This is a genomic window from Candidatus Avelusimicrobium sp. (assembly GCF_056976295.1).
Genome location: NZ_DBMCTG010000002.1, coordinates 136,853 through 161,510, shown reverse-complemented (window position 1 = coordinate 161,510; position 24,658 = coordinate 136,853). Strand labels below are relative to the sequence as shown.

At 47.4% G+C, this 24,658-nt stretch carries 22 protein-coding genes and 1 tRNA gene; 14 read left to right on the top strand and 9 right to left on the bottom strand.

The genetic code is table 11. From position 1 onward, the window contains the following. Positions 1–92: 92 nt before the first annotated feature. Positions 93–677 carry a type IV pilin protein gene (locus ACZOTW_RS01815; protein WP_483997334.1) on the top strand — a complete coding sequence of 195 codons (585 nt, stop codon included), beginning with the start codon at positions 93–95 and terminating at the stop codon, positions 675–677. A 135-nt stretch (positions 678–812) separates the two neighbouring features. Here the strand turns inward: ACZOTW_RS01815 and asnS are convergent, their stop codons facing one another. Together asnS and ACZOTW_RS01805 are read right to left on the bottom strand one after the other, a co-directional pair. Continuing rightward, positions 813–2,111 (bottom strand): asparagine--tRNA ligase, encoded by a 1,299-nt coding sequence (asnS, locus tag ACZOTW_RS01810; protein ID WP_428038150.1) that lies wholly within the window; start codon positions 2,109–2,111, stop codon positions 813–815. A 482-nt stretch (positions 2,112–2,593) separates the two neighbouring features. Further along, a tRNA-Ala gene (locus ACZOTW_RS01805) sits at positions 2,594–2,669 on the bottom strand. A gap of 213 nt (positions 2,670–2,882) precedes the next feature. Here ACZOTW_RS01805 and ACZOTW_RS01800 point away from each other — a divergent pair. The 4 genes from ACZOTW_RS01800 to ACZOTW_RS01785 all read left to right on the top strand — a co-directional run bounded on the left by ACZOTW_RS01800 (position 2,883) and on the right by ACZOTW_RS01785 (position 9,746). After that, positions 2,883–4,838, top strand: a complete 1,956-nt coding sequence (locus ACZOTW_RS01800) for a hypothetical protein (protein ID WP_483997333.1) — start codon at positions 2,883–2,885, stop codon at positions 4,836–4,838. A 76-nt stretch (positions 4,839–4,914) separates the two neighbouring features. After that, positions 4,915–6,144 carry a histidine--tRNA ligase gene (gene hisS, locus ACZOTW_RS01795; protein ID WP_428038152.1) on the top strand — a complete coding sequence of 410 codons (1,230 nt, stop codon included), beginning with the start codon at positions 4,915–4,917 and terminating at the stop codon, positions 6,142–6,144. Then, complete coding sequence (aspS, locus tag ACZOTW_RS01790; RefSeq protein WP_483997332.1) at positions 6,141–7,889, top strand: aspartate--tRNA ligase; 1,749 nt, start codon at positions 6,141–6,143, stop codon at positions 7,887–7,889. The genes hisS and aspS overlap by 4 nt, the downstream gene beginning before the upstream one ends. An 87-nt stretch (positions 7,890–7,976) precedes the next feature. Beyond that, on the top strand, positions 7,977–9,746 hold the full coding sequence (locus tag ACZOTW_RS01785) for a hypothetical protein (protein WP_483997331.1): 1,770 nt from the start codon (positions 7,977–7,979) through the stop codon (positions 9,744–9,746). Between the two features lie 62 nt (positions 9,747–9,808). Here the strand turns inward: ACZOTW_RS01785 and ACZOTW_RS01780 are convergent, their stop codons facing one another. Further along, complete coding sequence (locus ACZOTW_RS01780) at positions 9,809–11,899, bottom strand: SpoIID/LytB domain-containing protein (protein WP_483997330.1); 2,091 nt, start codon at positions 11,897–11,899, stop codon at positions 9,809–9,811. An 84-nt stretch (positions 11,900–11,983) separates the two neighbouring features. Between ACZOTW_RS01780 and lipA the strand changes: the two genes are divergently transcribed. The 3 genes from lipA (at position 11,984) to ACZOTW_RS01765 (ending at position 13,748) form a co-directional block, all read left to right on the top strand. After that, positions 11,984–12,871, top strand: coding sequence for a lipoyl synthase (gene lipA, locus ACZOTW_RS01775; RefSeq protein ID WP_428044977.1), 888 nt, complete (start codon positions 11,984–11,986; stop codon positions 12,869–12,871). 12 nt (positions 12,872–12,883) lie between these two features. After that, positions 12,884–13,240, top strand: coding sequence for a hypothetical protein (locus ACZOTW_RS01770; RefSeq protein ID WP_428043023.1), 357 nt, complete (start codon positions 12,884–12,886; stop codon positions 13,238–13,240). Between the two features lie 277 nt (positions 13,241–13,517). Beyond that, a complete protein-coding gene (locus ACZOTW_RS01765) occupies positions 13,518–13,748 on the top strand; it encodes a hypothetical protein (protein WP_428040938.1) in 231 nt (76 codons plus the stop codon). Between the two features lie 68 nt (positions 13,749–13,816). On the opposite strand, the gene glyS is transcribed toward ACZOTW_RS01765, so the two are convergent. Together glyS and ACZOTW_RS01755 are read right to left on the bottom strand one after the other, a co-directional pair. Then, the gene (gene glyS, locus ACZOTW_RS01760; RefSeq protein WP_483997329.1) at positions 13,817–15,895 is read right to left on the bottom strand and encodes a glycine--tRNA ligase subunit beta; all 2,079 of its coding nucleotides are present in this window, start codon (positions 15,893–15,895) and stop codon (positions 13,817–13,819) included. Continuing rightward, positions 15,892–16,758, bottom strand: a complete 867-nt coding sequence (locus ACZOTW_RS01755) for a glycine--tRNA ligase subunit alpha (RefSeq protein ID WP_177747280.1) — start codon at positions 16,756–16,758, stop codon at positions 15,892–15,894. Before ACZOTW_RS01755 ends, glyS begins: the two co-directional genes overlap by 4 nt. Before the next feature lie 77 nt (positions 16,759–16,835). Here ACZOTW_RS01755 and ACZOTW_RS01750 point away from each other — a divergent pair, with 77 nt between their 5' ends. Next, entirely contained in the window at positions 16,836–17,495 is a 660-nt protein-coding gene (locus ACZOTW_RS01750) for an HAD family hydrolase (RefSeq protein ID WP_483997328.1), read from the top strand. Positions 17,496–17,561: 66 nt separating this feature from the next. On the opposite strand, the gene ACZOTW_RS01745 is transcribed toward ACZOTW_RS01750, so the two are convergent. From ACZOTW_RS01745 to recO, 3 genes are all read right to left on the bottom strand, one after another. After that, positions 17,562–18,155 (bottom strand): hypothetical protein, encoded by a 594-nt coding sequence (locus tag ACZOTW_RS01745; RefSeq protein ID WP_483997327.1) that lies wholly within the window; start codon positions 18,153–18,155, stop codon positions 17,562–17,564. A gap of 161 nt (positions 18,156–18,316) precedes the next feature. Continuing rightward, positions 18,317–19,039: a hypothetical protein gene (locus ACZOTW_RS01740; RefSeq protein WP_440254992.1), complete on the bottom strand. Its 723-nt coding sequence runs from the start codon at positions 19,037–19,039 to the stop codon at positions 18,317–18,319. 54 nt (positions 19,040–19,093) lie between these two features. Further along, positions 19,094–19,795 (bottom strand): DNA repair protein RecO, encoded by a 702-nt coding sequence (gene recO / locus ACZOTW_RS01735; protein WP_483997326.1) that lies wholly within the window; start codon positions 19,793–19,795, stop codon positions 19,094–19,096. Positions 19,796–20,013: 218 nt separating this feature from the next. Between recO and rpmH the strand changes: the two genes are divergently transcribed. From rpmH to jag, 5 genes are all read left to right on the top strand, one after another. Then, on the top strand, positions 20,014–20,154 hold the full coding sequence (gene rpmH / locus ACZOTW_RS01730; protein WP_177747011.1) for a 50S ribosomal protein L34: 141 nt from the start codon (positions 20,014–20,016) through the stop codon (positions 20,152–20,154). A gap of 5 nt (positions 20,155–20,159) precedes the next feature. Then, on the top strand, positions 20,160–20,537 hold the full coding sequence (rnpA, locus tag ACZOTW_RS01725) for a ribonuclease P protein component (RefSeq protein WP_177747008.1): 378 nt from the start codon (positions 20,160–20,162) through the stop codon (positions 20,535–20,537). Positions 20,538–20,553: 16 nt separating this feature from the next. Next, positions 20,554–20,790 carry a membrane protein insertion efficiency factor YidD gene (gene yidD / locus ACZOTW_RS01720; protein WP_177747005.1) on the top strand — a complete coding sequence of 79 codons (237 nt, stop codon included), beginning with the start codon at positions 20,554–20,556 and terminating at the stop codon, positions 20,788–20,790. 79 nt (positions 20,791–20,869) lie between these two features. Continuing rightward, entirely contained in the window at positions 20,870–22,477 is a 1,608-nt protein-coding gene (yidC, locus tag ACZOTW_RS01715; protein ID WP_428038162.1) for a membrane protein insertase YidC, read from the top strand. A gap of 11 nt (positions 22,478–22,488) precedes the next feature. Next, a complete protein-coding gene (jag, locus tag ACZOTW_RS01710) occupies positions 22,489–23,796 on the top strand; it encodes an RNA-binding cell elongation regulator Jag/EloR (RefSeq protein WP_483997325.1) in 1,308 nt (435 codons plus the stop codon). Between the two features lie 73 nt (positions 23,797–23,869). Here the strand turns inward: jag and ACZOTW_RS01705 are convergent, their stop codons facing one another. Further along, positions 23,870–24,628, bottom strand: a complete 759-nt coding sequence (locus tag ACZOTW_RS01705) for a hypothetical protein (RefSeq protein ID WP_428049518.1) — start codon at positions 24,626–24,628, stop codon at positions 23,870–23,872. Positions 24,629–24,658: the final 30 nt, after the last annotated feature.

Below are 24,658 nucleotides of genomic sequence, written 5' to 3'. Positions count from 1 at the left end.
TGTCCGACGGATATCCCCGGATGTATCCGCTGTATAAAAATGCGTATAAAAGGCTGTTTTGCTTAAATATAAAGGCCTTAAAAGGAGAAAAAATGAAAGGATTTGCCTCTATTTTGTCATCCCCGAAGGTTTCTGTCGGGGATCTGTTTTTATTAAAAAAGGAAAACGACAGATTCCCGAGCCCTGCGGGCCGCCAAACACTCGGGAATGACGGTAATAATCATTGCGGTAATAACACCAGAACCCGTATAACAACCTTACGGGATGATGACAATAACAAAGGCACAATAAAGGCCGGTTTTACGCTTATAGAACTATTAGTAGTCGTGCTCATTATCGGTATTTTAGCCGCTATGGCGTTGCCTGATTACCAACGGGCGACAGAAATCAGCCGGGTGGGGGCGGCTCTATCATTTAGCCGTGCGTTCCGCGACTCGGTGGACCGCTATTATATGCAAAACGGGCATTTTCCGTCCTCACCTGATACGCTTGATATCGGACTTACCAAATGTCCAAAATATTTTAGTTGTTCCTATCACGAGTTGACCACGCAGGGAAAATTCCAAATAGACCGCCAAAATGGTCCTTTTGCTTACGGGATTGTCACGCGCTTTGCGGTTTCCCCAGCATTACCTAATACCATAGCTATGCTTTGCGTTCCAACAAAAAAGGCGTAGAATTTTGCGAGCATTGGGGGGAAGACTCAACCCCCGGAGATGGTACTTGGTTTCGCACCTTAATCCAATAAGGCAACGAAACCACCCCGCAGAAAATCAACTCTGCGGGGTGTTTTGCATAAAGTCTAGTAACAATTACGGATGAATTTTATCCATCATACGCGGGAACGGAATCGTTTCGCGCACGTGCTGTAAGCCGCAGACCCAGCGGACCATACGTTCAATACCCATACCAAAGCCGGAGTGCGGCACGCTGCCGTATTTGCGCAGGTCCAAATACCACTCGTAGCCTTTGGGGTCTAACCCCTGTTCTTTAATGCGTTCCAGCAGGGCATCATAATCGGCCTCTCTTTCACTTCCGCCGATAATTTCGCCCGCACCTTCCGGGCCAATCACGTCAACCGCCAACACCGTTTTGGGGTTTTTGGGGTCGCGCTTCATATAGAAGGCCTTAATGGCGGTAGGATAGTGGTGAATCATAATCGGGGTGTCGTAATCTTCGCCGAGCAAGGTTTCCTCGTCTCCGCCGATATCGCCGCCCCAAGGAGTATCGTTGCCCTTTTTGTGCAGGACTTCAATAGCGTCCGTGTAGTCAATACGCGGGAATTTCTTTTCCACGGTGGCTTGCAGTTTAGTTGTGTCGCGCCCGAGCAATTTTAAATCGTCGGCGCGGTTCTTTAACACTTGGGCAACAATGTATTTAATAAAGTCTTCGGCCAGGTCCATATTGTCGTCCAAATCGTTGTAGGCTACCTCGGGTTCCACCATCCAAAATTCGGTCAAATGGCGGCGGGTTTTGCTCTTTTCGGCGCGGAAAGTCGGCCCGAAGCAATAGGTGCGGCCTAATGCCATAGCGCTGGCTTCGCTGTATAACTGCCCGCTCTGGGACAAGAAGGCTTTTTCGCCGAAATAATCGGTTTCAAAAAGCGTGCTGGTACCCTCGCAGGCGGCGGGGGTCAAAATCGGGGAATCAGACAATACAAAGCCGTTTTTATGGAAATATTCGCGGATAGCAAAAATAATTTCGTCGCGGATGCGCAAAATAGCCGTTTGGCGCGCAGAACGCAACCACAGGTGGCGGTAGTGCATCAAAAATTCCGGACCGTGCTCTTTGGGAGAAATGGGATAATCTTTTGCCATTTGCACGACTTCCAAATTCTTTACACCCAGTTCAAAACCGAGAGGGGAGCGTTTATCCTCGCGTACGGTGCCGGTAACGATAATGGACGATTCCTGAGTAACTTTATCACCCAGTTCAAACAGTTCGGGAGAAACTTCGCCCTTGAACATTACGCATTGGATAATGCCGCTGCCGTCGCGCAGTTGCAAAAAGTGTAATTTGCCGCTGGACCGCTTGTTATACAGCCAGCCTTTTAGAGTAATTTCTTGGCCGAGATATTGGCCTACATCTTTAACACGAATTTTACTAGACATATATTCCTCTGTAATAAAGAAATAGGGTACATATCTATTTTATCTTTTTTGGAGAGGAAAAGCGACGGGAAAAGAAAGAGGTATTTTCTTCTTTTTGAGTAATCCCGGATTTCCGGGTGCTCCGCGTCGGCAGACACTTGGGTATGACGGCATATATAAGGAAATTCCTCTTTGAATTGTTTTGCGGGCATTAGCCCTCTTATAAAAGGCGTGCAAGGGGTTTTCTGTTATGTCGTTTGGCTGTTAAGGCCGTCCGTGCGTTGCCTATAAAAGCCGGATTAGGCGGAGTAGCATTTTTATTTGTTTGAGCATAGCGAGTTATAAAAATGCCCGGCTAATTCTGGCTTTTATAACGCTTTGGACGGGGAGTTTTTTGTCATACTTTTTGTCGGTACAAAAAGTATGAATACAGTCCGCGCCTCTTTGTATAGCGCTTGGGTACATCCCCCAATAAAAAACCTCACTTTCGTGAGGTTTTTAAATGGTGGACGTGATCGGGATCGAACCGACGACCTCCTCGTTGCGAACGAGGCGCTCTCCCAGCTGAGCTACACGCCCGAAAATCGGCAACAGCGTTACTTTCAACATATTTATTATAGCATATACGAAAACAAAAATAAAAATATTTTTATTTTTTCCCGTCGGAAAACAGCGCGGGCGCTTGCCGCACTTGAAAATATCACTTTTTACTACTATACTATAATATATGTGTAATTTGAACTGAAACGGTTTCCGTGTTTGGCTCAAATCCTTTTTTTATTGGAGAGTAAAATGAAAAAACTTCTATTTTTACTTTTTGGTTGTTTATTTTCCGCTTCTACCGCCGGAGCGTGGGGGCTGTTGCCGGAATTTACTAAATTACAGCCTGAACAATATAAGAAAAATGACGGCTACCTCAAATTTTTATTGGACGATATTTATGAGGGCCGCCCTGAATTGCGCGTATGCGTAAATCCCTATGATAAAAAAACCGAAGACGAAATGTTTGAAAATATACAGACTGCTTTTTCGTCCATATTTACGTTCGTTCGGCAACAAATTGAGCAAAGCGGACGGACGGCAGAATTTGCGGACTTTTTAGCCGTTTGGCCGAAAACCTTTAAATTGCAACGTATAACTTATCCTGAGGGTAAAAACTGCAAGGCAATATCCGGGCAGTTTGACCTTGAAATCAAGGGAGCGCAAACCCGCATTCCAATTGACACGGGTTTTAGGCTTTCTTATGGACAACAAGGCCACGCGTTGCCTGTGCAGAACTCTGAAACTTTTTCGTGGTCTATCATGTTATCCACAGACACCCCTATCAAGGAAGAACGGGAAGAAATTGCGTTGCACGAGGTTTCCCATTTGTTCGGGTTGGCTGACCAATATTCCAATTCTGCAGCCGACAAAACCTATTCTTTGCAGGCTTTTGAAGACTTAACGAAAATAGATTCCATTATGCAGGGCTCATCTATGGACAAAAGAAAAAAATTGACTTGCGACGATGCGGAAGGATTTATTAACGCAATGGACTTTATTATGCGCCAGAAAGGCAAAATATCCAACCGCTTGAAGCACGGTTGGGCGGATTTCTGCGGGCGCAATTATATTTATATGGACGGTATTCCCCAACGCAACAAGAATCTGGCACAGGCCAAGCAAGAGCACGATGCTTTTGCAAAGTGGGCGGCTAGTGGGTATAAGGACGCCGATAAGCCTGCGTTTGCTTCAAAAGCCCTTGAAGTGCAGCGCGATTTGGCGGCCCGCCTTGCAGGAACTACCAAAAAATTATCTGCCTTGACAGATAAAAAGGCCGAATTAGAGGGACGGATTACTTCTAAAAAATACGAAATTAAACATGCCGACTTTTACAAATGGACTCCCCGCCGATTAAAGGAAGAACAGGCCATATTGAAAAAATTAGAAGAGGAGTTCAATACAGTTGAGCAGGAAATCGCACAACTGGAAGGCAATATGGCGTTGGGAAAATTCCCCGAATTATCCCAAAAGGACACACCGGCGCTGGCCGCGCCCACTACGGGTAAGAAAGAGGAAGCAAGTTTATCCTCTAAATCCACCCCCGTGATTAGTGGCAACTATGTGGGCCCGCAAGGCGCACAAGTAGTGGCGGGCACACCTAAAACCACTAAACCCGCCCAAAGGGAAACTCCCAAAGTAGCCAACACGGCCCCAAAGGCAGCGGCGCAACAGCCTCAGGCTCAGCCGATGGCAACGCCTGTTCAGCCCCAACCTGTACGGGTAAGCAACAATCCCAAGGCTGCGTTGGACCGCTATATTGCGGCGCACCCCGAGTTAAGAGAGTCTTTATTGGCTGTTCGCACGGGTATGGCTCTGCCTTCGCAGGCGCGTGAGGTGATGGAATTTCAGACATTGTTTGAAGCATACAAAAAAGGGGAAGAACCCAAGATGCTGACAGCATCCGCGCAGATGCCTGCTTCCGCCCCGGCGGCTGATAACAAAGCCCCCAAGGCTGATAATAAAATCAATGTAAACAATGCGAATAAACGAAAGGAATTGGAAGCCAAATATAAGGCACAATGTACTTTGTCTAGTTTTGAGCAGAAATACGAAAAGGAACTTACTCCCATCCGCAAACGCTTGGAAAAGGGGAAAAAGTTGAACGCGCGGCAATCTTCCTTATGGAACGCATACAGCCAGCGTTTAGAACAGGTGCAAAATAGACCTAGGTGCAAAGAATTATCTGCCCAAATCAAAGCCCTTTAATTAAAAACCCCGGGAAACCGGGGTTTTTTAGCATTTGTCTATTCTTATTTCCCTCTAAAATGCTAAAATTACTTATATGGCTAAACTTGTACGCGGGTTTAGAGACATCTTTGAACCCCAATCTAAAAATTTTACAGAACTGGAAAATTGCGCCCGTGGCGTGTTTTCCCTTTATGGGTTCGGCGAACTGCGCCTGCCCACCGTGGAATTAAAAGAACTTTTTATTAAATCCACCGGCGAAACGACCGACATTGTCCAAAAGGAAATGTACGCGTTTGAAGATGCCGGGCACCGCCAGTTGGCTATCCGCCCCGAAGGCACCCCCGGTGTGGTGCGTGCATATTTGGAAAATAATTTTACGCAAAATGCGCCTGTGCAAAAATTTTATTACATTGGTAATATGTTCCGCGCGGAACGCCCCCAGGCGGGCCGCTACCGCGAGTTTGAACAAATTGGCGCAGAATATATCGGCAACGCTGCCCCGGCCGCTGATGCCGAAGTTATTTTGATGTTGAAAGATATTGTGGCTAAATTTGGCGCAAAAAACTATAAAGTAAAAATCAACAGTTTAGGGTGCGACAAATGCCGCCCGCTCTACCGGCAGGCGCTGATTGATTTCTTATCCAAAGAGAAAGAAACCCTGTGCGAAAACTGCCAAACCCGCTTGGAAAAAAATCCCTTGCGCGTGTTAGATTGCAAATTGGACGGCGCACGCTTTGCGGGCCGCGTACCGACAATGCACCTGTGCCCCGAGTGTCAAGCGCACTTTGACGAAGTACAACGCTTGTTAAAGGGTAAAATTGATTTTGAAGTGGACCCGATGCTCGTGCGCGGGTTGGACTATTATTCCCGCACTGTGTTTGAATTTCAGGCGGGTGATGCTTCCCAAAATGCCATCGCCGCCGGCGGCCGCTACGATACCCTTATTAAAAATATGGGCGGTCCGGCTACCCCGGCTATCGGCTGGGCTATGGGTGCTGAACGCGTGATTTTGTCGCGCGGAGAGGTTGCCCGCCCCAAAGAAAAAAGCGTCTGCGTGGTGTCTCTGGAAAAAGACTGCAACGAAACGGCCTTCAATTTAATGCAAGCCCTGCGCGAAGCGGGTGTACGTACGGAAGGGGGCCTTTTTGAGAAGAACGTAAAAGGCCAAATGAAACAGGCTGACCGCTGCGGCGCGGCGTATGCGCTTATTTTAGGCGGCGACGAACTGGCCAAAAAAGTAGCCACTTTAAAAGATTTGCAAACGGGAGAACAAACCCAAATTGCTTTTGACGTTTTAACTGACGAGGTAAAAAAACGGATATGAAAAGAACCAATTACTGCGGGGATGTAACCGCATCCCTGTTAGGCACCAAACAAACCTTGTGCGGTTGGGTAAACAGTTACCGCAACCACGGGGGCGTGTTGTTTATTGACTTGCGCGACCGCAGCGGCATTTGCCAAGTGGTGGTGGAACCCTCTAAACCCTTTTTTAACGAGGCTTCCGCCGTGCGCAACGAATATGTTTTGCAGGTAACCGGCACCGTACAGCGCCGCATTGAAGGGGCTGTCAACAAAAATATGAAGACCGGGGAAATTGAAGTGGTGGCGGATGAATTTAAGGTATTAAACACCTCTATCCCGTTGCCGTTTGATGTGGATAAATCCCGCGCGGTAGCCGAGGAAATCCGCTTGAAATACCGCTATTTGGACTTGCGCAATCCCAAAATGTTTGCCAATTTGCTTTTGCGCCACCGCATTGCGCAAGCCGCGCGCCGTTATTTGGATGCTAACGGATTCTTGGAAGTGGAAACTCCTATTTTAACGCGCTCCACGCCCGAAGGCGCGCGCGACTATTTGGTTCCGTCCCGCGTGCACCACGGTGAATTTTACGCTCTGCCGCAAAGCCCCCAAATGTTTAAGCAAACCTTAATGGCCAGCGGCATTGACCGCTATTTCCAGTTGGCCCGCTGCTTCCGCGACGAAGACCTCCGCGCCGACCGCCAGCCCGAACATACGCAGATTGATATGGAAATGTCTTTCGTAACGATTGACGATATCCACGAAATTGTAGAAGGGTTGATGAAAGAAATCTTTAAAACGGCAGGCAAAGAATTAAAAACCCCGTTCCCCAAACTTTCTTTCCACGACGCTATGGAAAAATACGGCTCCGATAAGCCAGATTTGCGCTATACGCTGGAAATGAAGAACGTAAACGAAATCTTCAAAAATACAGGCTTTAAAGTATTTAAAGATATATTAACCGCTAACGGTGCTATCCGCGCCCTTCGCGGTGAAAAAGGCGCAGCCTATTCCCGCGGGCATTTGGATAAATTAACCGAACTCGTCAAAAAGAACGGTGCCAAGGGCCTGGTGTGGATTAAAGTAAAAGACGGTAAGTTTGAAGGCCCGTCCGCCAAGTTCTTTACCGAAGAAGAATTAAAAGCCGTGCAGTCCGCCGTATGCGCGCAGGACGGCGATATTATCTTTATCGGCAGCGACGTCAAACTCCACACTTGCCAAATTTTTATGGGAGCTTTACGCAAGGAACTCGTAAAAGAGTTGCCGCAGGTGAGCGATTGGGCGTTTGTGTGGATTACTAATTTCCCGCTCTTGGAATATATCCCCGAAGAGGACCGTTGGGATGCTGCGCATAACCCCTTTACCGCTCCGGTGGAAGAAGACTTGCCCAATTTGGAAAAGGACCCGGCCTCTATCCGTTCCTACCAGTTTGACCTGGTGTTAAACGGTAACGAATTGGCCTCCGGCTCCGTGCGCAACTGCCGCCGCGAGGTGCAGGAACGCATTTTAGCCTTGATGAAACACTCCAAGGAAGAAGCCGCCCGCCGCTTCGGTATGTTGTTAAACGCGTTGGAAGCGGGTGCGCCTCCCCACGGAGGTATCGGCTTGGGATTGGACCGCATTACCGCACTTTTGGCGGGAGAAGAATCTATCCGCGAGGTAATTGCCTTCCCGAAAACGGCGCAGGCTGTCTGCCCGCTGACAGATTCTCCCAATACGGTAGATGATATCCAACTCAAAGAATTGGGCATCAGCATTACCAAAGAGTAATTTAAATGGCCCCGCCCAAAAGCGGGGCTTCTTTATTTTTTGCCGTTTTTGCATTATAATAAGAGTATCATATATCGGCGGGGAGTTATGGAAAAAAATAAAAAATTAATCCAACTGGGTTTTATTATTGTTGTGCTGTTAGCGTTGGGCTTGGCATTTATGAAAACAACCGGGGCCGGTTCTGCTGCCCGCCGCGCGGCTGTTGCGGAACAATCTTCCTTTCCCCGCCAACCGACGATAACCGAACTAAAAAACGAGGAATTTTTGGGGGTGCCTTCGTCCGGGCAAGTGGCTGAGCCGTATCAGAACGCCCCACACCCATCTAACCGCCATCAGGATAGTGGCTATTATCCCGCTGAAAACTATGCTCAAACGGGTTTAAATCAGGCGGACTATACTTTGCGCGCCCCCAACACGAATAAGCCTTATCGGGGCTCTTACGGCGGCTATAACGGCTCTTATGCAGGCCAGACAGGTACGATGCGTAACGATTACGGCTCGTACCGCGCGGGTATGCCGGCTAATAAAGCAGGGAACGCTAATACTTCCGCCGCTCCCGGTGTTTATCAGCCCACGCGGGAAGAGGCTATGCGCCGCGAACGCGCTAATGCTTTTGCTCCCTATTTGGCCGGAGCCAATAAAGACAAGCAAAAACAGTTAAGCAAACAGTTGGAAACGCTTTCCTCCGGCTTGGACAGAGCAATAGCCAAGGCTCTTTTGCCCAAGAGCAAAAAAGATGCCAATATTGAAAAATACCTCCAACGCAACTCCTCGCGCGGAGTTTCCGCCGGCCCCTTTGCCCCGGTGTTAAAGCAAGTGGCCGCGCAAAAGGACAGTGTTGTGCAGAGTATGACCCAAGCCTATGGCAAACAAGCCGGCGCACAAGCGGGCAGAATGATGGATTCTTTCCAAAAGGAAATGGCTTCTGCCGTCAATGCGCCCGGGCAAACTCCTCAGCAAATTGCGAATAAAGTACGCGAAGTGGCCAATAAATACCAACAAAAGTTGGAAAAAATGAGCCAAGACAACGGTTTTAGACAATTTGAACAGGAGCGCTTAACCAAGGATAACCAGTTAAAGGAGGCTCTTGCCAAGCAATACGGCTCGCAAATTGCGGGGGAAGCCGCGCAGGCTATTGATGCGGCCCGCGCTAAGGATATGCAACTGGCCCGTCAAGGTCTGCCTGCCGAGGAATATTACAAACAACAACTGGAAAACCAGCGCGTGCGCCGCGGTGAGATTGAAAAGGTCATCCACCAACATAAAATGCCTTTGGACGGGTTGCGTAAAATTGAAGACGGTATGCAAATGGAAGAGGTACAAAAGCAACTGGCTGACGAAGAGGGGGGAAAAGTCCTTCCGCGTAAACACAAAATGACGGATGCCCAGTTAAATGCTGTCCGCGGCGATTTACAGCAACAACGCAACAGTTTGGTTGGAAATGCCCAGCAAATTTACGGCGAAGCCGGCGCGCGGGAAATTGATATGCTCTTGCAAAAATATCAGCAAGATTATATGGAATTGGCTAATAATCAGGAAATTTCCGCCGCGGAATTTGATAAAAAAGCAATGGAACTGCGCTTGAAAGTAAACCAGGATATCCAATCCCGCCAAGATTCCCCGCAGATGAAGGAAGCGCGGGTAAATAAACAGGTAGATGCTATTATGCGCGACCCCTCGGTGTCGCAGTTGCCGGCCGAACAAAAGCAGGCTTTACGCGCCCACGCGCACGATGTACTGGCCGCGACGTTTGAAAAGATTGATAAGATTAACGCTTCCAATCTTTCCAATGCCGAAAAGCAAAAACAAATACAGCAAGCGCAAGCCGAAGCGCAACGCCAACTTTCCGGCCAATAGTTGTTTTGAACGTAATATAAAAAAGCCCCGGTGTATTTTCATCGGGGCTTTTTGATGTGCTTTTATTTGTCCGGAGTATTGGCGTGGGGGGAAACGAAGTCTGCTAAGGGAAAATAATGGTTTAAAATGGTTTTATAATCTTGCCCTGCGTCGGCCCGTCCGGCGGCACCCGTTTGGCAAAAACCCACACCGTGTCCCCAGCCTCCGCCGTAAAACACAAAAAATTTCAGTTCGCGGTTTTCGTAATTTGGCTCTACAATAAAGTAACTGCTGCGCAGCATCCCTAAACTTAAATTGTTGCGGATGACATTTTCTTTATTTAGCGTAACACTGCCTTTGGTTCCCTTTACAAGCAACCGGCTGACATAGCCCGAACGCCCGCGCCGCAAGGGAATTAAAGCGGTAATGCGGCCGATATCTTTTTTCTGGCGTTTAATTACTTGGCGTAAATCGTTTTCATCTACCACGCGCGTCCAACGATAGGCCGCCAAACTGACATTTTTGCTATACCGGCTGTACGCATCGTGCGGGTATTGCAAAAGTTCTTTAAACTGGTAGGGTTGAAGCGTGTCAAAATTAAAATCTTTGTAGTCGGATACCGGATTTAAATAGAGGGTTTCGCTCCACCCGGCTTCCTTTGCGCTTTGCGTAATGCCCCCGCAGTTGGCTGAAAACACACTCTCAATCGGTTTATTTTTGTATTCCAGCACTTCACCCACAGTGGATTCTACGGCAGCGTTTCCGCGTTCACTCTCCGCACTTACCCCGCCATAAACCTGGCAGTTTTGCGTGTCGCACAAGTCATACCCATAGGCTTTATGTTTTCCCAAGTGTTTTAGTGCATAGGTGCGGGCCAAAACAGCCTGCGCACGCAAGGCGTTCATCGGGAATTTTGTCGGCATTTCGGAGGAAATAACTCCCTGTAAATATTCCTCTATGGTTACAATATTTATGGGAATAAGTGTATTGCTTTTGGTACTGTGGGTGATTTGCAATTTCCCGCGGTATTCTTTATCGTCCACGCTGGCCCAGGTCATCCCCGCACCGCTCATTACATTTTTAACAATAATGGTGCTTCCTTCTCCCTGTGTTTTGGATAGAGGAGTAATAATAACGGAATTGGAAAAAGAGATTTTTTGGCCCGAGGGAGATGATAAATGTGCTTTTCCGTTTTGCAAAACAGCCACCCAACTTTCCCGCGCGCGGCCCTTTCCTAACAGTTTGCCCGTTTTAGCATCTTTAATGGTAAAAGCGTGCGAAGGGATAAAGTGCAGGGTGTGTCTGTCTGCGGGGCGGCCGTTTTGGCGCATACCGATACCTACTTTTATTTCGCGTGTTGTTACACCGTCCGGCAGGGCAAAGGGTTTTACAAAGGTGTGTTTTAAAATTTCCTTGCCGCCTGTTAGTTGCTTTTCCGTGCGGGTAATGCGCGGGCGCAAGCGTTCAAGGGCTTTGTTGACATCCGTACTGCTTTTATCGGAGGAATAAATCATACGGTACTGGCGGTAGGCTTCGTTGTAATTGCCCAGTTTTTCAAGTACGGCGGCATAGTGCTTTTTGGCTTCAATAAATTGGTGGTCATAAGTGGCGGCTTTTTCAAATACGTCCGCAGCCTTTTTATATTCTTTGTCCTCCTCATAAAGAATACCCAATAAATAGTTTGCTAATGCCGGATGCGTGCCGGCGCGGGCGGCCAGTTTCAGGTTGTACCTGGCAAGTTTTTTGTCCCCCAGGCCGATTTGCGCGCGCGCTAAATTGATATATAAAAAACCAGAACGGGCTTTATCTTCCGGCAGTTGGGCCAATAATTTTTCAGCGGCGGCATATTGTCCGTCAGCCAAAAAGGCTTCGGCGGACATTTCTATAACTTCGCGGTCTTTGGGATAAATTTTATAGGCTGCTTGGGCAATATCCACTGCTTTTTTAGGTTCGTTTTTTTCCATTGCGATAAACGCAGCATTTAAAAAGGCTTGGCGGTTGTTGGTTTCTTTGGAAAGGCTTATATATTCGTCAAAGGCCTCATCGGGCTTGTAGGCAAAGTATAATGCTCCCGCCTCTTTCAAACGTTCGTCTTGTGTTTTGGGGCGTTCTTCTGTTGCGTGCCCCGCCGTAAAAAGGAATAAAAAACCGGATAAAAGAATAAAATATTTCACAAAAAGCCCCAAAGTAAAGATTTCTTATATTATATCGTTTTAGGCGGGGTACGCGCCTGTTTTTGTATAATAATTTTTATGACGATTCCAATACCACAATGGCTTAAAGATTTGGCCGGGCGCAATAAAGCCGCCCTGCGTACGTCGGCCGCGCTATCGGCGCAGGCTTCTATTGATAAACACGTTTTGCATACTGTGTGCCACGCGGCGCATTGTCCTAACCGTGGCGAGTGTTTTAACTGCGGAGATGCTACTTTTATGGTGCTGGGGGATATCTGTACGCGCGGATGCCGCTTTTGCGCTGTAACCAAAGCGCGCCCCTTGCCGCCTGACGGAAATGAGCCGCAACGCGTAGCCGAAGCCGTAAAAGAGTGGGGTATCCGCTATGCGGTGCTTACAATGCCCACGCGTGATGATTTACAAGACGGCGGCGCCGCACATTTTGCGCGCGTAATTAATGCTATCCGCCACCTGACCCCGGGAGTGTTGGTAGAACCTCTTATTTCCGATTTAAAGGGGGACGAACAGGCCCTTAAAACGGTGTTGGATTCCCACCCGGCGGTATTGGCGCACAACGTGGAAACCGTACAGGAACTGTATAGTGCGGTGCGTATTGGGGCTGACTACAAACGCACGCTGACCCTATTGGAAAATTCCAAAAAACTGGCTCCCGAAATTTTTACCAAAACAGGCTTTATGGTGGGCCTTGGCGAAACGGAAGAACAGGTAAAGACCTTAATGAAAGATTTGCGTTCCGTCGGGGTAGATTTATTAACTATCGGGCAATACTTGGCGCCTTCTGCCGCGCATTATCCGGTGGCGCGCTATCCCGAACCCCAGGAGTACAAGGCGTGGGAGGATTACGCACTTTCTTTGGGTTTTAAAGGTGTTGCCAGCGGCCCATTAGTGCGCAGCAGTTACCGGGCAGGGGCATTATACCGCCGTGCATTGGCGGGGCAAAGTGTAAAATAGTATAATAAGATTATGAAGAAGATTGTATTTTGTTTCTTAGTTTCTTTCTTTATGGCCGCCTGCGCGGGTAATCCGCCCGCTTGGTGGAACCCGTCCAATTCTTATAATGGGCCGAGTCAAGTCCGTGGTTCTGCTCCCAAAACGGTTAAAGTCGCTCCTAATAACGGGGAGCAAGAGATTACGCCTGCCGAAGAAAATTTAACACCCTTGCCTGATGAAAGTTACGAAGAAATGATTTTAACACCTTTGCAAGACGAGGAAACCGAGGACCCCGCTAACAAAACACCGCAGGATACCCAAAACACAATGGATATTACTCCGTCGGCAAGTACGGGGAGTATGCTTCCGCCGCCTAGCGTGTTGGAGTGATTTAGACCAATAAAAAGCCCCCCGGTTGAGTTAAACCGAGGGGTTTAATTACTACTGTTCATTTCTACTCCTTTACTACACTGCTTTCCGCGTTTTATACGCCAACTGCCGGGCCTTATGCCACTCCGCTTTTCCCGCTGGCCGAACCAAGTACATCAACCAACGGAAACACTACCTTTCTTCTGCGCCCACATCTTTCGCTACAACAGCACCATCATTATCCAATCAAACCGCCCTTAACGGACTGCCCGACCGGCCGCCAGATACGTCCTGCACTGTGCCTACCAGACACCCGGACAGTTATGTAACCCAACCGTCCTGGCCTTTCCAAGCGCACACGCCCAACTTCTTCCAGCCTATGGCACTATCGCTTTTATACACGTCTTACACCGGCGCATTTTCCGCTTCTGCGGCTCCCGGCTTGGTGGGAATTGCTTCCCGTAAGGATAGTATAAGCGGATTGGCGATTTTGTCAAGGGGGAATTTTTTATCTTTTTTATCGTCGTAAAGGTATGAGCGGACAAAAAAATCCGCGCCCGATTTTACTCCGGCGCGGATTTTTTACGGAAAACTAATTTACAGGTTAGTAATGTCGGCTACTGTTTGCGTCAGGTATCGGCGCACTCGTGCAAGCAGGGCCAATCGGTTTTGCCGAACGGCGGGATTTTCATCATTTACCATTACGTCCTTAAAGAAATTTTCCAACGGTTCTTTAAACGCACCATAAGTTTTCAGCACGTTTAAATATTCCTCCTTGGTTTTGGCTGTGTTTACCGCACAACCCAAAGAAGAATCTACTTCGTGAATTTTGTCGTATAACGCTTTTTCGGCGGGGAGTTCAAATAGTTTTTCGTCCACGGCTTCGGTTACGTTTCCGGCTTTTTTAAGGATGTTGCATACACGTTTTGCCGATTCAAGTACGGCGGCAAATTCTGCACCCGTTTTAACGGTTTCCAACGCGCTGACGAGCGCTTCCGCTTGCGTGAACGGGAGTTCGTACCAGTTGGAAACGGCATTTAACGTAGCGGCATTATGCCCGCGCTGTTCAAGCACTAAGGCCAAACGCTGAAACAGAAAGTTCGGCAATTCTTTTAAGCCTTTGTCCACCGTTCCGGCGGGATATAAGGAGGCCGATTTTTCCACCAATTCTTTAAGCGAAATTTGCATACCCTTTTCCAAAAGCATACGCACCGCACCAAAGGCTTGGCGGCGCAGTGCGAAAGGGTCTTCGCTTCCGGTAGGAATTTGCCCGATTAAAAAGTTACCTACCAAAGTATCTATTTTTCCGGCAAGGGAAACAATATTTCCTTCTTCGGTAGATGGCAAGGGCGAGGTGGAGGTAAGCGGAAAATAAAATTCTTCCAAGGCTTTGGCGGCATCTTGGCGGCCTTCCAAAGCGGCATACTGACCACCCATATAGCCCTGCAATTCCGGGAATTCATACACGACGTGGCTTGCCAAGTCCGCATAGGCGTGCGAAGCCGCATAATCCACGGTGTTTTTTAATTGGTTTTTGCCCAATTTTTCGCATAACCAATCGGCCAGTTGTTGGGTCCTGGCGGACTTTTCAAACATAGAGCCTAATCCTTCCAAGAACAAGACATTTTTAAGTTTGTCTTTAAATGCGTTTAATCCGGCCTTTTTGTCGTTGTCAAAGAAGAATACGGCATCAGCCAAGCGGGCTGACATTACTTTTTTAAACCCGTCGCGCACTTCGTTTTGGTTGACGGAAATACCGTCGCGCACAGCGATAAAATACGGCTGTAATTCGCCTTTATCGTTGGTTACGGGGAACATTTTAATCTGCTTTTTAAGAACAGTTGTGATGAGTTCTTTGGGCAGTGTTAAAAATTTAAGTTCAAAATCCCCGCCGACGGCCACCGGGTGTTCGGTACACCAGACGGTTTCTTCAATCAGTTCCGGGTCCAAATCCGCGTGATAACCGCGGACGGCGGCCTCGTTGGTAACGGTTTTGATGAGGGCTTCCTTGCGCTCCTCCGGCATAACCAAAATCGGTTGCGGTTGGGCGCGCAAAAGGTCGGCGTAATAAGTTTTGTCGGCTTGTTCCACCTTAATCGGTTTGCGTCCGAAGGAGGACAGCGGATAGGTGTTGCGGTCCGAAGTAACCCCAGCGACGGTAAATTTAATTACCTTATGCCCATACAGGCCAATAAGGGAGCGAATCGGACGGCCGTAGCGCAGGCCGGATTCTTCCCAAATCATATTTTTGGCAAATTCAAGGCCCGTTACAATGCGGGTAAAAATTTCAGGCAACAGTTTGACCGTTTTTTCGCCTTTTATTTTAACTACGGCATAAATAAACGGTCCCTTTTCGGTTTCTTTTACGGTTAATTTTTCGGGGTTTAGACCGTTTTTCTGCGCAAAACCTGCGCTTTGGGGGGTAAAGTTGCCGTTTGCATCTTTTAACAGTTTGGCAGGCGGTCCTTTTACCTCTTTTTGCACGTCTAGCGATTTTTCGGCCAAATCTTCTACCAATACTACTAACCGGCGGTAGGTGCCAAAAGAGTCCACGGACTTATAGGTCAGTCTTTTTTCTTCCAAAATTTGGGCGGTTAAAGTTTTTAACTGCTTTAAGGCCGGGGCCATAAAGCGGGCGGGCAAATGTTCTACACCGATTTCCAAAAACGCGTTCATTTAGCGGCCTCCTCTTCCTGTTTTTCTACACTTTCCACATAGGCTTTGGCACAGGCCTTGGCTAAATTGCGGATTTTGGTAATATTGTTGGTGCGGTCGGATACGGAAATAGCCCCGCGCGCTTCCAACATATTAAAATAATGCGAAAGTTTCATTGCGTCGTCGTAAGCCGGCAGATAAAGACCTTTTTTGCACAAGGCCAGACACTCCTCTTCGCACTCGTGGATATAACGGCGCAAATGTTCCACATTGGATTCTTCAAAATAATAATGGGAAAACTGGCGTTCGTTTTCGTGATGTACATCTCGGTAGGTTACCTGCTCGTTCCAGCGCAAATCAAACACATTATCCACTTTTTGGCAGTACATAGCAATACGTTCCAAACCGTAGGTAATTTCTACCGTAATGGGGTTTAAAGCATATCCGGCCATATTTTGAAAATAGGTAAATTGTGTAATTTCCATACCGTCCAGCCAAATTTCCCAACCGACTCCGGAAGCCCCCAAGGTGGGCGATTGCCAGTCGTCCTCAATCCAGCGTACGTCGTGCTGTTTGGGGTCCAGGCCAATGGCTTTTAAAGAGTTTAAATAGATTTCCTGAATATTGGCCGGAGCGGGCTTCATAATTACCTGGTATTGGTAATATTTGCCCAAGCGGTTAGGGTTTTCGCCGTAGCGGCCGTCTGCGGGACGGCGGCACGGTTCCACATAGGCACGGTTGACGGGTTTTTTGGTAAGCGAGCCGAAAAAGGTTTCCGGGTTATAGGTTCCGGCCCCTTTTTCCACGTCGTAGGGCTGAACAAGAACGCAGCCTTGTTTAGTCCAGTAATGGTTCAAAGCGGATATCATATCCTGAAAATTCATACCGTATTTCATATGTAAATACATTATATAAAATATAACTGTACGGGGGAAAAAGAAAAAACTGGTATAATAAAAATATGATTACCACTGTTATTTTTGATATGGACGGCCTTTTGTTTGATACCGAACTTATCTATTTTGAGTGCTATAAAAAAGCCGCCCAAGAGGACGGAAAAACTTTCCCGTTTGAACTGTTTGAATCGTGCGTTGGCATCAGCCGGGAGGAAGCCTCCCGTTTTATGCGCCAACATTTCGGCCCGCAGGCAGATATCGCGCGGATAAATTCCCGCACGATGGAAATAGTAGAAGAATATCTGGCGGCTGACGGGGAAATTAACTTCCGTCCCGGTGCAAAACAAGCAGTGGAATATTTTTACAACCGCGGGCTTAAAATAGGGCTGGCCTCCTCCAACATTAGCAAATGGGCGTGCCATTTTTTAACTAAAAAAGATATTATCAAATACTTCTCTGCCATTACAACTACCGACGATGTGGAACACCCCAAGCCGGACCCGGAAGTCTATTTAAAAACGGCCCAAAAATTGCAGGCGGACGTATCCCAATGCCTGGTGTTTGAAGATTCTGTGGCCGGGGCAACTGCGGCTATTTCCGCGGGTATGCGTACCTGTGTGGTGCCGCAAATTAAACAGCCCAATACTTTCGTGCGCGAAAATGCCTTTAAGATTTATAAATCTTTGGCGGATATTTATCCGGATATGGAAGAATTGCTGGGGTAATAAAAAATTCCTTAAAAAATACCCCTTCGGTTTGTCCGAGGGGGTATTTTTTATCAAATAGTTTTCTTATCGTAAGGGTAAGTTGCGCGAAGGTCCATCCAATTCTGGCAAAAAGTCAAAATCAGCCGGATCATTAAAAGTGTAACTGATTAATTTTTTGTTAGGCAGAATCACAAACCACAAATTCGCCCCGGGAACATCCAGCCTCAGCAAGATTGCATTTTGGTATTGGGTAGCGGACGAGGCGGTAATTTTATTTTGAAACATTTTGATAATCTGATTACGGTTTTGTGCGGAAAGAGTACAAAAATCCCTTAATGGGCGGGCCGTCAGTAGATACCCGCCTAACACCGGGTTCTGCGCAACGGCTCTTTTAAGCCGCGTGTACTGCATTTTGCAGGCAGAAGCCTTTTGAACGGGTAACGACGCAAAAAAACGGTCCAATTCCTTTTGTTCCTGGTGATGTATTCTAATACGGCCTATGGCTTTGCCAACCTTTACGCCCAATACGGAATAACCGTCTTGCATATTTATTCGGCGGAGCGTGTTTTGCCAAGTAACAGGCTTATTAATCAGAAATGTCTGAGCCTTAGACTCCATCGTTGCAGAAAAGAGCATAATACACAATACAGCAGCAGTAAAAAAAGTCTTAAAATTCATTTTTTCTCCTTAATCATTTAAATCATCCTTCATATTATTTTCCAAAATTACGACCCCTCCGAACAAGGGTCTTTGGACCTATAAACGCTATGGGTCTTATATACCAAACCCCCTCCCGGGCCGTATAGCCTAGGAGGGGGTTTATAAATACCAATTTAAATTTACCGTACTGCCAGCGGAATATATGAACCTTGCAACAAAGGATTGTATTGCAAGTTAGCCGGCTTATTATAGTTGAGGAACAGGACTTGGCTTTCCGTATCCACCACAATAGACAAGGTGCGGTTGCGTTCATCCTTAGGGTTTTTTAAGGTAAGCAAAATGGCTCTTTTGTATTGTGCCGCCTGATACGGATAGGCCTTGCCTTTAAAAAATTCAATAAAATACGCCACCGCATCTTTGGGCATATAGCAAAAATCCCGCACGTCAATCGCGGTTAATTTGTAGTGATGAAAGAGTTTGTTCTCTTTGGCGGCGCGGGTAAGCATTGTATAAGAGGTTCGGCAGGATTGCGTAAATACCGACGGGCGCGTAGCCGCCAATTTGGCAAAGAAATCTGCCAAACGGTTCTCTTCATACGAATTGGCGCGGGCTTTTGTTACAGCGTTGGAAACGGAAGCCCCCAACGGGCCGTTGGCTCTATTCATATCTTGGTGAGCCTTTAAAATGGCCTTTTGCCAAGAAGTATAATAGGGGCGTTTTTTAGCCGCTGGTTTTACCGGGGTTTTTACGCGGGCATAAATTTTTTGGACTTCTTCTCCTACTCTCACGCCAAAAACTCCGCCTACAAAACGGTTATCTTTTTTAGTTTGGGCATTGGCAAGCCCGGATACGCAAAGTAATAAAACAAACAGCCACAAAACAGATACTTTCTTATAATTCATTTTTTTCTCCTTAAAAATTATTGTACTAATTGAAATGCTTTACGGCAAGGTGTTTTAATGTGCCGGATGCAAAACCAATTCTTCCGGTTCGGTTTGGTTTCCCTCGGGGAGCGGGGCCGGCTCGTTTAGGCCGAAGTTTTTTAGGGTATTTAGCGGGAAGGTTAAATATTGGTTTAAGAAACGTCGGCAAACGCTGTTGCACTTGGAAAGGGCAAGCAAATCTTCCGGCTCCGAAAATACGAGAGAGGAAAGTTCGTCCTCGTGCATACGCCGCCAAAATTCAGCCGAAATTTTAAGCACAGGCCTTTCTAACCCAAAGCCTGCCAGCGTCATTAACCGCAGTGTAAATGCCGCAGCAAAGGCAGAATTGATTTCGCCCAATTCCAATTCGGTCAGGGCAGCAAGCAAGAGTTCATACTTGGCCTCACTCGGTTGGTGCAGGGGGGTTAAACGCTGTATTAATTCGCAGAAGTGCATAGCGAGTGTGGTGCACTTTAAATCCTGGCGGATATGGGGAAAGATGCTGTTGATTTTACCGCCTGTAATCGTTGCTACCGTGCCGCCCCTGCGCACATAAAAGCGGTAATCGGCACAGGCAAATGGCTCGCTGACGGCTTTTAATTTGCCGGCGGCGCGCAATACCCCAGGCAGGCGCGCGTTGAGTCGCCCGTGTTCGCGGGTGTAGAGCGACACCATACGGTCCGCTTCCCTAAATTCTTGGCGGAAAAGGATAATGCCCGAGTCGGTAAATATCATCTATGTACAGCATAGCATTTTTTGAGGGCTTGCATACAACCTTGGGATATGGGATAATATAAAAGTTCAGCCGGATAATTTTATGAAACGGTTGGCAAAATTTTGCAATAAAAGATATAATATTTGTAAGTTTCATACAGAAACGATTTTAAATTAATAACAGGAGATACGTTTTTTCCAGTTCGGTTTCCGGGCCAGAATTAACGTATAAGATAAAAATGTTACCGACATACAGACCTAACAAAAGAAGACGTGCCAAACACATCGGATTCCGCGCCAGAATGGCTACCGCCGGTGGTAGAAAAGTATTAAGTGCCCGCAGAGCCAAAGGCCGCCACGAATTAATCAGAGCCGCCTAAGCGCTATGACGCCTTACGGTCTGCCGCGAAGTAGCCGCCTGCACCTTAAAAGAGATTTTAAGGCTGTTATCCAAGGCGGCGTAAAATTGCAGTACCCAGGATTAGTACTGTGGTGGCGGTCCGGCCCGGAGAATACCCGGCCGGCCCGTTTTGCGGTAGTGGTATCCCGTAAATTGGGGCCTGCGGTTGTGCGCAACCGTACCAAAAGACTGTTAAGAGAAGCGTTCAGACTGAGTAGAAAAGACATCAAGCCGGGGACGGATATTATTGTCAGCCCCCGCAACAGCGAAAAATTACCAACTGTACAAGCAGCGCAATCAGCGCTCACGTTACTATGCGGCAAGGCCGCTTTACTTTTGTCCTCTTCAGATAATTTGCCGTAATCCTATTGAGGGACATATGAACCAAATTTCGCTCGTGTGTAAAAATTTTTTACTTTTACTGCTCAATTTGTTTATGTTGCTGGTGCGGCCTTTTTTAGGTCCACGCGGGGTGTGCCGTTTTACACCCACTTGCAGCCAATACGCAAAGCAGGCGATTGTGAAATATGGCGCGTTTAAAGGGGGATATTTGGCACTCAAACGGGTGCTGAAATGTCATCCGTTGCATCCGGGCGGATACGACCCGGTTCCTTAAACGCAGTTTTTCTACAGTTTGCGCTTCCTCTTATCCGGCCGTCCGGCGCGCCGGGCGGTTTTGCCACAAGAGGAGTTTTATGAATAACAGACAGTTCTTAATTACCGTAATGCTGTTTTTACTGGTAATTACCGGCTACAACCAGTTTGTCGCCCTCCCCAAAGCCCGTGCGGCCAAGGAAGCCGCCGAGGCCCAACTGAAAAAATCCGTACAGGAGGCCCAGCAAGCAAGCGGTTCCCAAACCGTTCTGGCAGCCCCTATTTCCGTATCCAAAGAAAAAAAATCCGCGGCCAAGCCCGAGGAATTAATTACGCTTAATTTACCTCAGGCGGATGTTACTTTTTCGTCCAAAGGGGCGGGTATTAAAACCTATTTGTTTAAAGATGTTGTCGGCGATGTGGACCTGACTCCCTATAAAGGAGAAGGATATTTTTCCACTATGCCGCAGGTGGACTTTGCCGAATTTGCCCGCACAAAAGATTCCATTACTTTTGTGGGCGACATTGTTCCCGGGTTTAGCGTCTATAAAACGTTCCGTTTTAACGAAAACGGAATTAATAACGTAAATGTTACATTTGAAAACAAAACCTCGCAAAACTTGGCTGTTGCTCCGTGGAGTTGGAATTTTGGCCCCGGTTTGGCTACGGTCAAAAGCGAGATGAACGATAACGAACGCGAATCCAAAGCCGTTTATTTGGTGCAGGAAGAAGGCAAGAAAAAGCCGACCTTGGAAACTTTTGCCAAAGGGGACAAACAACCTTCCTTGCCTTGGACTTGGGCCGGTATCCAAAACCGCTACTTCCTTTCTGTTTTAATTCCTCAGAATTGGAAAGGGGGAGATTTGGCCGCTTCTTCCGAAAAAATCGGCACCCAAAAGCGTATGTGGGGTTTGGCCGGAGAAGGCGATTTAAAAGGCCCGCAATTTTCCATTGCCGTAGCGGGAACTACGGTGGAAGCCAAATCCAAAGTAGAATATAATTCCGATTTCTATTTTGGGCCCAAAGATTACAAAGCGTTTTTGACTTTGCCCTATCATTTGGACCGTTCCATTGCGTTCGGTTTCTTTGGCGCGTTAGGCAAAATCGCGCGCAACGTGTTGGAAACTTTTTACGGTTGGACGGGCAACTACGGCGTGGCTATTATTATGCTGACCGTACTGTTGCAGGCTATTTTGTTCAAGTTTACGATTATGCAGTTAAAATCGGCCGCCCAAATGAAAAAGGTCCAGCCCGAAATGAAACGTATTCAAGAAAAATACAAAGGTAATCCCGAAGCCTTAAACCGCGAAACCTTGAACTTGTACAAAAAGTACAACGTCAATCCGCTCGCCGGGTGCTTGCCGCTTCTTATCCAGTTGCCTATTTTCCTGGCTCTGTTTAATGCGTTGCGCACTTCTTGGTCTTTGCACGGGGCTAAATTTGTATTTTGGATTACGGACTTGTCTTCAAAAGACCCGTACTATTTGTTGCCTATTTTGATGGGTGCTGTGATGTTCTTCCAGCAAAAGGGCAATATCCCCGCAGGGACGGATCCGTCCCAAGCGGCTATGTTTAAGTATATGCCGCTTATTTTTACCTTGTTGTTTATGAATTTCCCGTCCGGATTGGTGCTTTACTGGCTGACAAACAGCCTGCTCACTTACGGGATTCAAACGCTTATTAACCGCAAAATTGCGAAAGCAAATTAAGGAGTCATTTTATGCCGAATAAAATTAAAGTACAAGCAAAAGACGTATCCGAGGCTATTGCCAAGGGATTAAAAGAATTAGGTTTAAGACGAGACCAAGTGGAAGTAACCGTATTAGAAACGCCTAAAAAGGGTTTCTTGGGTATCGGTTCCCGCCCGGCGGTTGTAGAATTGCGCCAAAAACGCTGGTCCACTGCCAATTTAGATGCGCAAATTTATATGGACGTTCCGAAAAAACGCCCCGCCAAATCCCGCAACGGACGCAACAACCGCAAGGAAGCCCACGGCAACCGCCGCAATAACCGCAGAAGCGAACGGGTGTTAGACGTGCGTGAACCGCGCGAAAAGGCTCCTAAGGCCAACGAACCCCAAATGCTGCCCTGCGAGGCTATCCGCAATGCCGTCATCCCGGAAAATTTGAAAGCCCCTATGGCCGAAGCCAAGGAATATTTGGAGAAGGTACTTACTCATATGGGCGTAAAGGCGGAAAATTTGAACGTATGGTGGGATGACAAGCAGCAACGCATTTTGCTGACGTTTGACTGCGACCACCCGGCTATTGTGATTGGTAAAGAGGGAAAAACCTTGGAAGCCATCCAGTATTTATGCACGTTGGCATTAAGCCGCCATTTTGACAAGCCTATTTCCGTTATTACCGATACGCAAAATTATTGGAGAAAGGCCGAAGACAAAATTAATGCCGAAATTGAAAAAGGTATTGATATGATTAAGCGCGGCAACAGCGTTTTCCGCTTCCGCCCGATGAGTGCGCAACTGCGCCGCTATATCCACCGCGCGGTAGAAGGTAACGAATTTGTAACCACCGCCAGCGAGGGCGAAGGCAAATGGCGCAAAGTAACCCTGCGCCCGACCGAGAAAGCGTTGGAAGCCGCACGCGCCAACACCGCGCCTGCGGACTTTGTACCCGGCGTAATCGGCGAGGACATCCCCGAAGAAACCAAAACCGAAACGGTGCAGGAAGAAGTGGTTGTAACCGTGGAAAACGGTGCCGAAAAGAAAACCTGCGCGGTAGAAGTAGTGGAAGAATGCCCCTGCTGCCATCACGAGGAAGAAGCACACGATGATTGCTCCTGCTGTGAGGACGAACACGATTCTTGTGCGTGTGAAACGCCTGTCAAGGCCGAAGAACCCGCCCAAACAGCCCCTGCGGCTGAAACAGCGCCCGAAGCGGCTCCTGTTGCCCAAACGGAAAAGCCCGCCACCGCAGAGAAAAAAGACTCTTGCGGGGGATGCTGTGGTTCTTGCAACTGTGGCCCGCTGTTTGAAACCCCGGCCAACCAATCCGCCGAAACCAAATAACTAATCATTGGGTAATTTAAAACTCCCCGTTAGTGTGAATATGCTAATGGGGAGTTTTGCAAATAGTGCAGTTTTACTTTTGTTTGGACAAGGCAAAATAGGTGTTTAGGATGGCTTTATCCAGGGGAGAGTTTACAAAATAAATGTAATCCCTGTCGGCGGTATATAAGATTACATAATTTTTGTGGTAACGTACGGCTTTTACTTTTTCCCAAGGAGTAAAGGCTATATATTCATCCTCTGTGTGCAACTCCTCGCTCATTTCGTCCTCGTTTTCATCAAGCAAAGTCCACCAAATGCCGCGCTCGTCAATAGTGGTTTGCACCTCTGCCAGTTGGGTGTACAAACGGCTATATTGCATTAGCACGGTGAATTTTACTCCTAAACGAAGCACAAGAAAAAAGATGATAAACAGTAACTTAGCCCGCCAAGGGCCCGCCGCTGGCAACAAGCATAAGAACCCCACCGTCAGCACCAAAGCCCAAAGAGTGTAAGCCGTAGAAATGTTCATATCCAACGGGTTTAAGCAAGCCGCCCATAAAAAGCGAGAGCGGGAAACTTCCAAAAAGCGGGTGGAACTGTGCAAAATGGTAAGCGGTGTTACCAGTAACTTTTTATTGGGGAAAAGAGTTTTTAAATTGGTAATAGCCTGGTATATTCCAAAAATGCCAAGCAGAAAAAGATTACTCCAAAATAAAACACCCGCCAATACCGAGCGTAAATTTCCAAACTCAATATCCGCAAGCATCGGCATAAGCAGGCAGATTAAAACCATTAGTCCAGAAAAGAAAATTTGCAGGCTGGCTTTTATAAGAATAGCGGGTTTTAGCATAGTTATATTACCAAAAACGCCCGGTTATTG

Bases quoted from the DNA above. Each gene is read 5' to 3' on its own strand.
- ACZOTW_RS01815 (WP_483997334.1), top strand. From the start codon at position 93: ATGAAAGGATTTGCCTCTATTTTGTCATCCCCGAAGGTTTCTGTCGGG.
- asnS (WP_428038150.1), bottom strand. From the start codon at position 2,111: ATGTCTAGTAAAATTCGTGTTAAAGATGTAGGCCAATATCTCGGCCAA.
- ACZOTW_RS01800 (WP_483997333.1), top strand. From the start codon at position 2,883: ATGAAAAAACTTCTATTTTTACTTTTTGGTTGTTTATTTTCCGCTTCT.
- hisS (WP_428038152.1), top strand. From the start codon at position 4,915: ATGGCTAAACTTGTACGCGGGTTTAGAGACATCTTTGAACCCCAATCT.
- aspS (WP_483997332.1), top strand. From the start codon at position 6,141: ATGAAAAGAACCAATTACTGCGGGGATGTAACCGCATCCCTGTTAGGC.
- ACZOTW_RS01785 (WP_483997331.1), top strand. From the start codon at position 7,977: ATGGAAAAAAATAAAAAATTAATCCAACTGGGTTTTATTATTGTTGTG.
- ACZOTW_RS01770 (WP_428043023.1), top strand. From the start codon at position 12,884: ATGAAGAAGATTGTATTTTGTTTCTTAGTTTCTTTCTTTATGGCCGCC.
- glyS (WP_483997329.1), bottom strand. From the start codon at position 15,895: ATGAACGCGTTTTTGGAAATCGGTGTAGAACATTTGCCCGCCCGCTTT.
- ACZOTW_RS01755 (WP_177747280.1), bottom strand. From the start codon at position 16,758: ATGAATTTTCAGGATATGATATCCGCTTTGAACCATTACTGGACTAAA.
- ACZOTW_RS01750 (WP_483997328.1), top strand. From the start codon at position 16,836: ATGATTACCACTGTTATTTTTGATATGGACGGCCTTTTGTTTGATACC.
- ACZOTW_RS01745 (WP_483997327.1), bottom strand. From the start codon at position 18,155: ATGAATTTTAAGACTTTTTTTACTGCTGCTGTATTGTGTATTATGCTC.
- ACZOTW_RS01740 (WP_440254992.1), bottom strand. From the start codon at position 19,039: ATGAATTATAAGAAAGTATCTGTTTTGTGGCTGTTTGTTTTATTACTT.
- recO (WP_483997326.1), bottom strand. From the start codon at position 19,795: ATGATATTTACCGACTCGGGCATTATCCTTTTCCGCCAAGAATTTAGG.
- rpmH (WP_177747011.1), top strand. From the start codon at position 20,014: ATGTTACCGACATACAGACCTAACAAAAGAAGACGTGCCAAACACATC.
- rnpA (WP_177747008.1), top strand. From the start codon at position 20,160: ATGACGCCTTACGGTCTGCCGCGAAGTAGCCGCCTGCACCTTAAAAGA.
- yidD (WP_177747005.1), top strand. From the start codon at position 20,554: ATGAACCAAATTTCGCTCGTGTGTAAAAATTTTTTACTTTTACTGCTC.
- yidC (WP_428038162.1), top strand. From the start codon at position 20,870: ATGAATAACAGACAGTTCTTAATTACCGTAATGCTGTTTTTACTGGTA.
- jag (WP_483997325.1), top strand. From the start codon at position 22,489: ATGCCGAATAAAATTAAAGTACAAGCAAAAGACGTATCCGAGGCTATT.
- ACZOTW_RS01705 (WP_428049518.1), bottom strand. From the start codon at position 24,628: ATGCTAAAACCCGCTATTCTTATAAAAGCCAGCCTGCAAATTTTCTTT.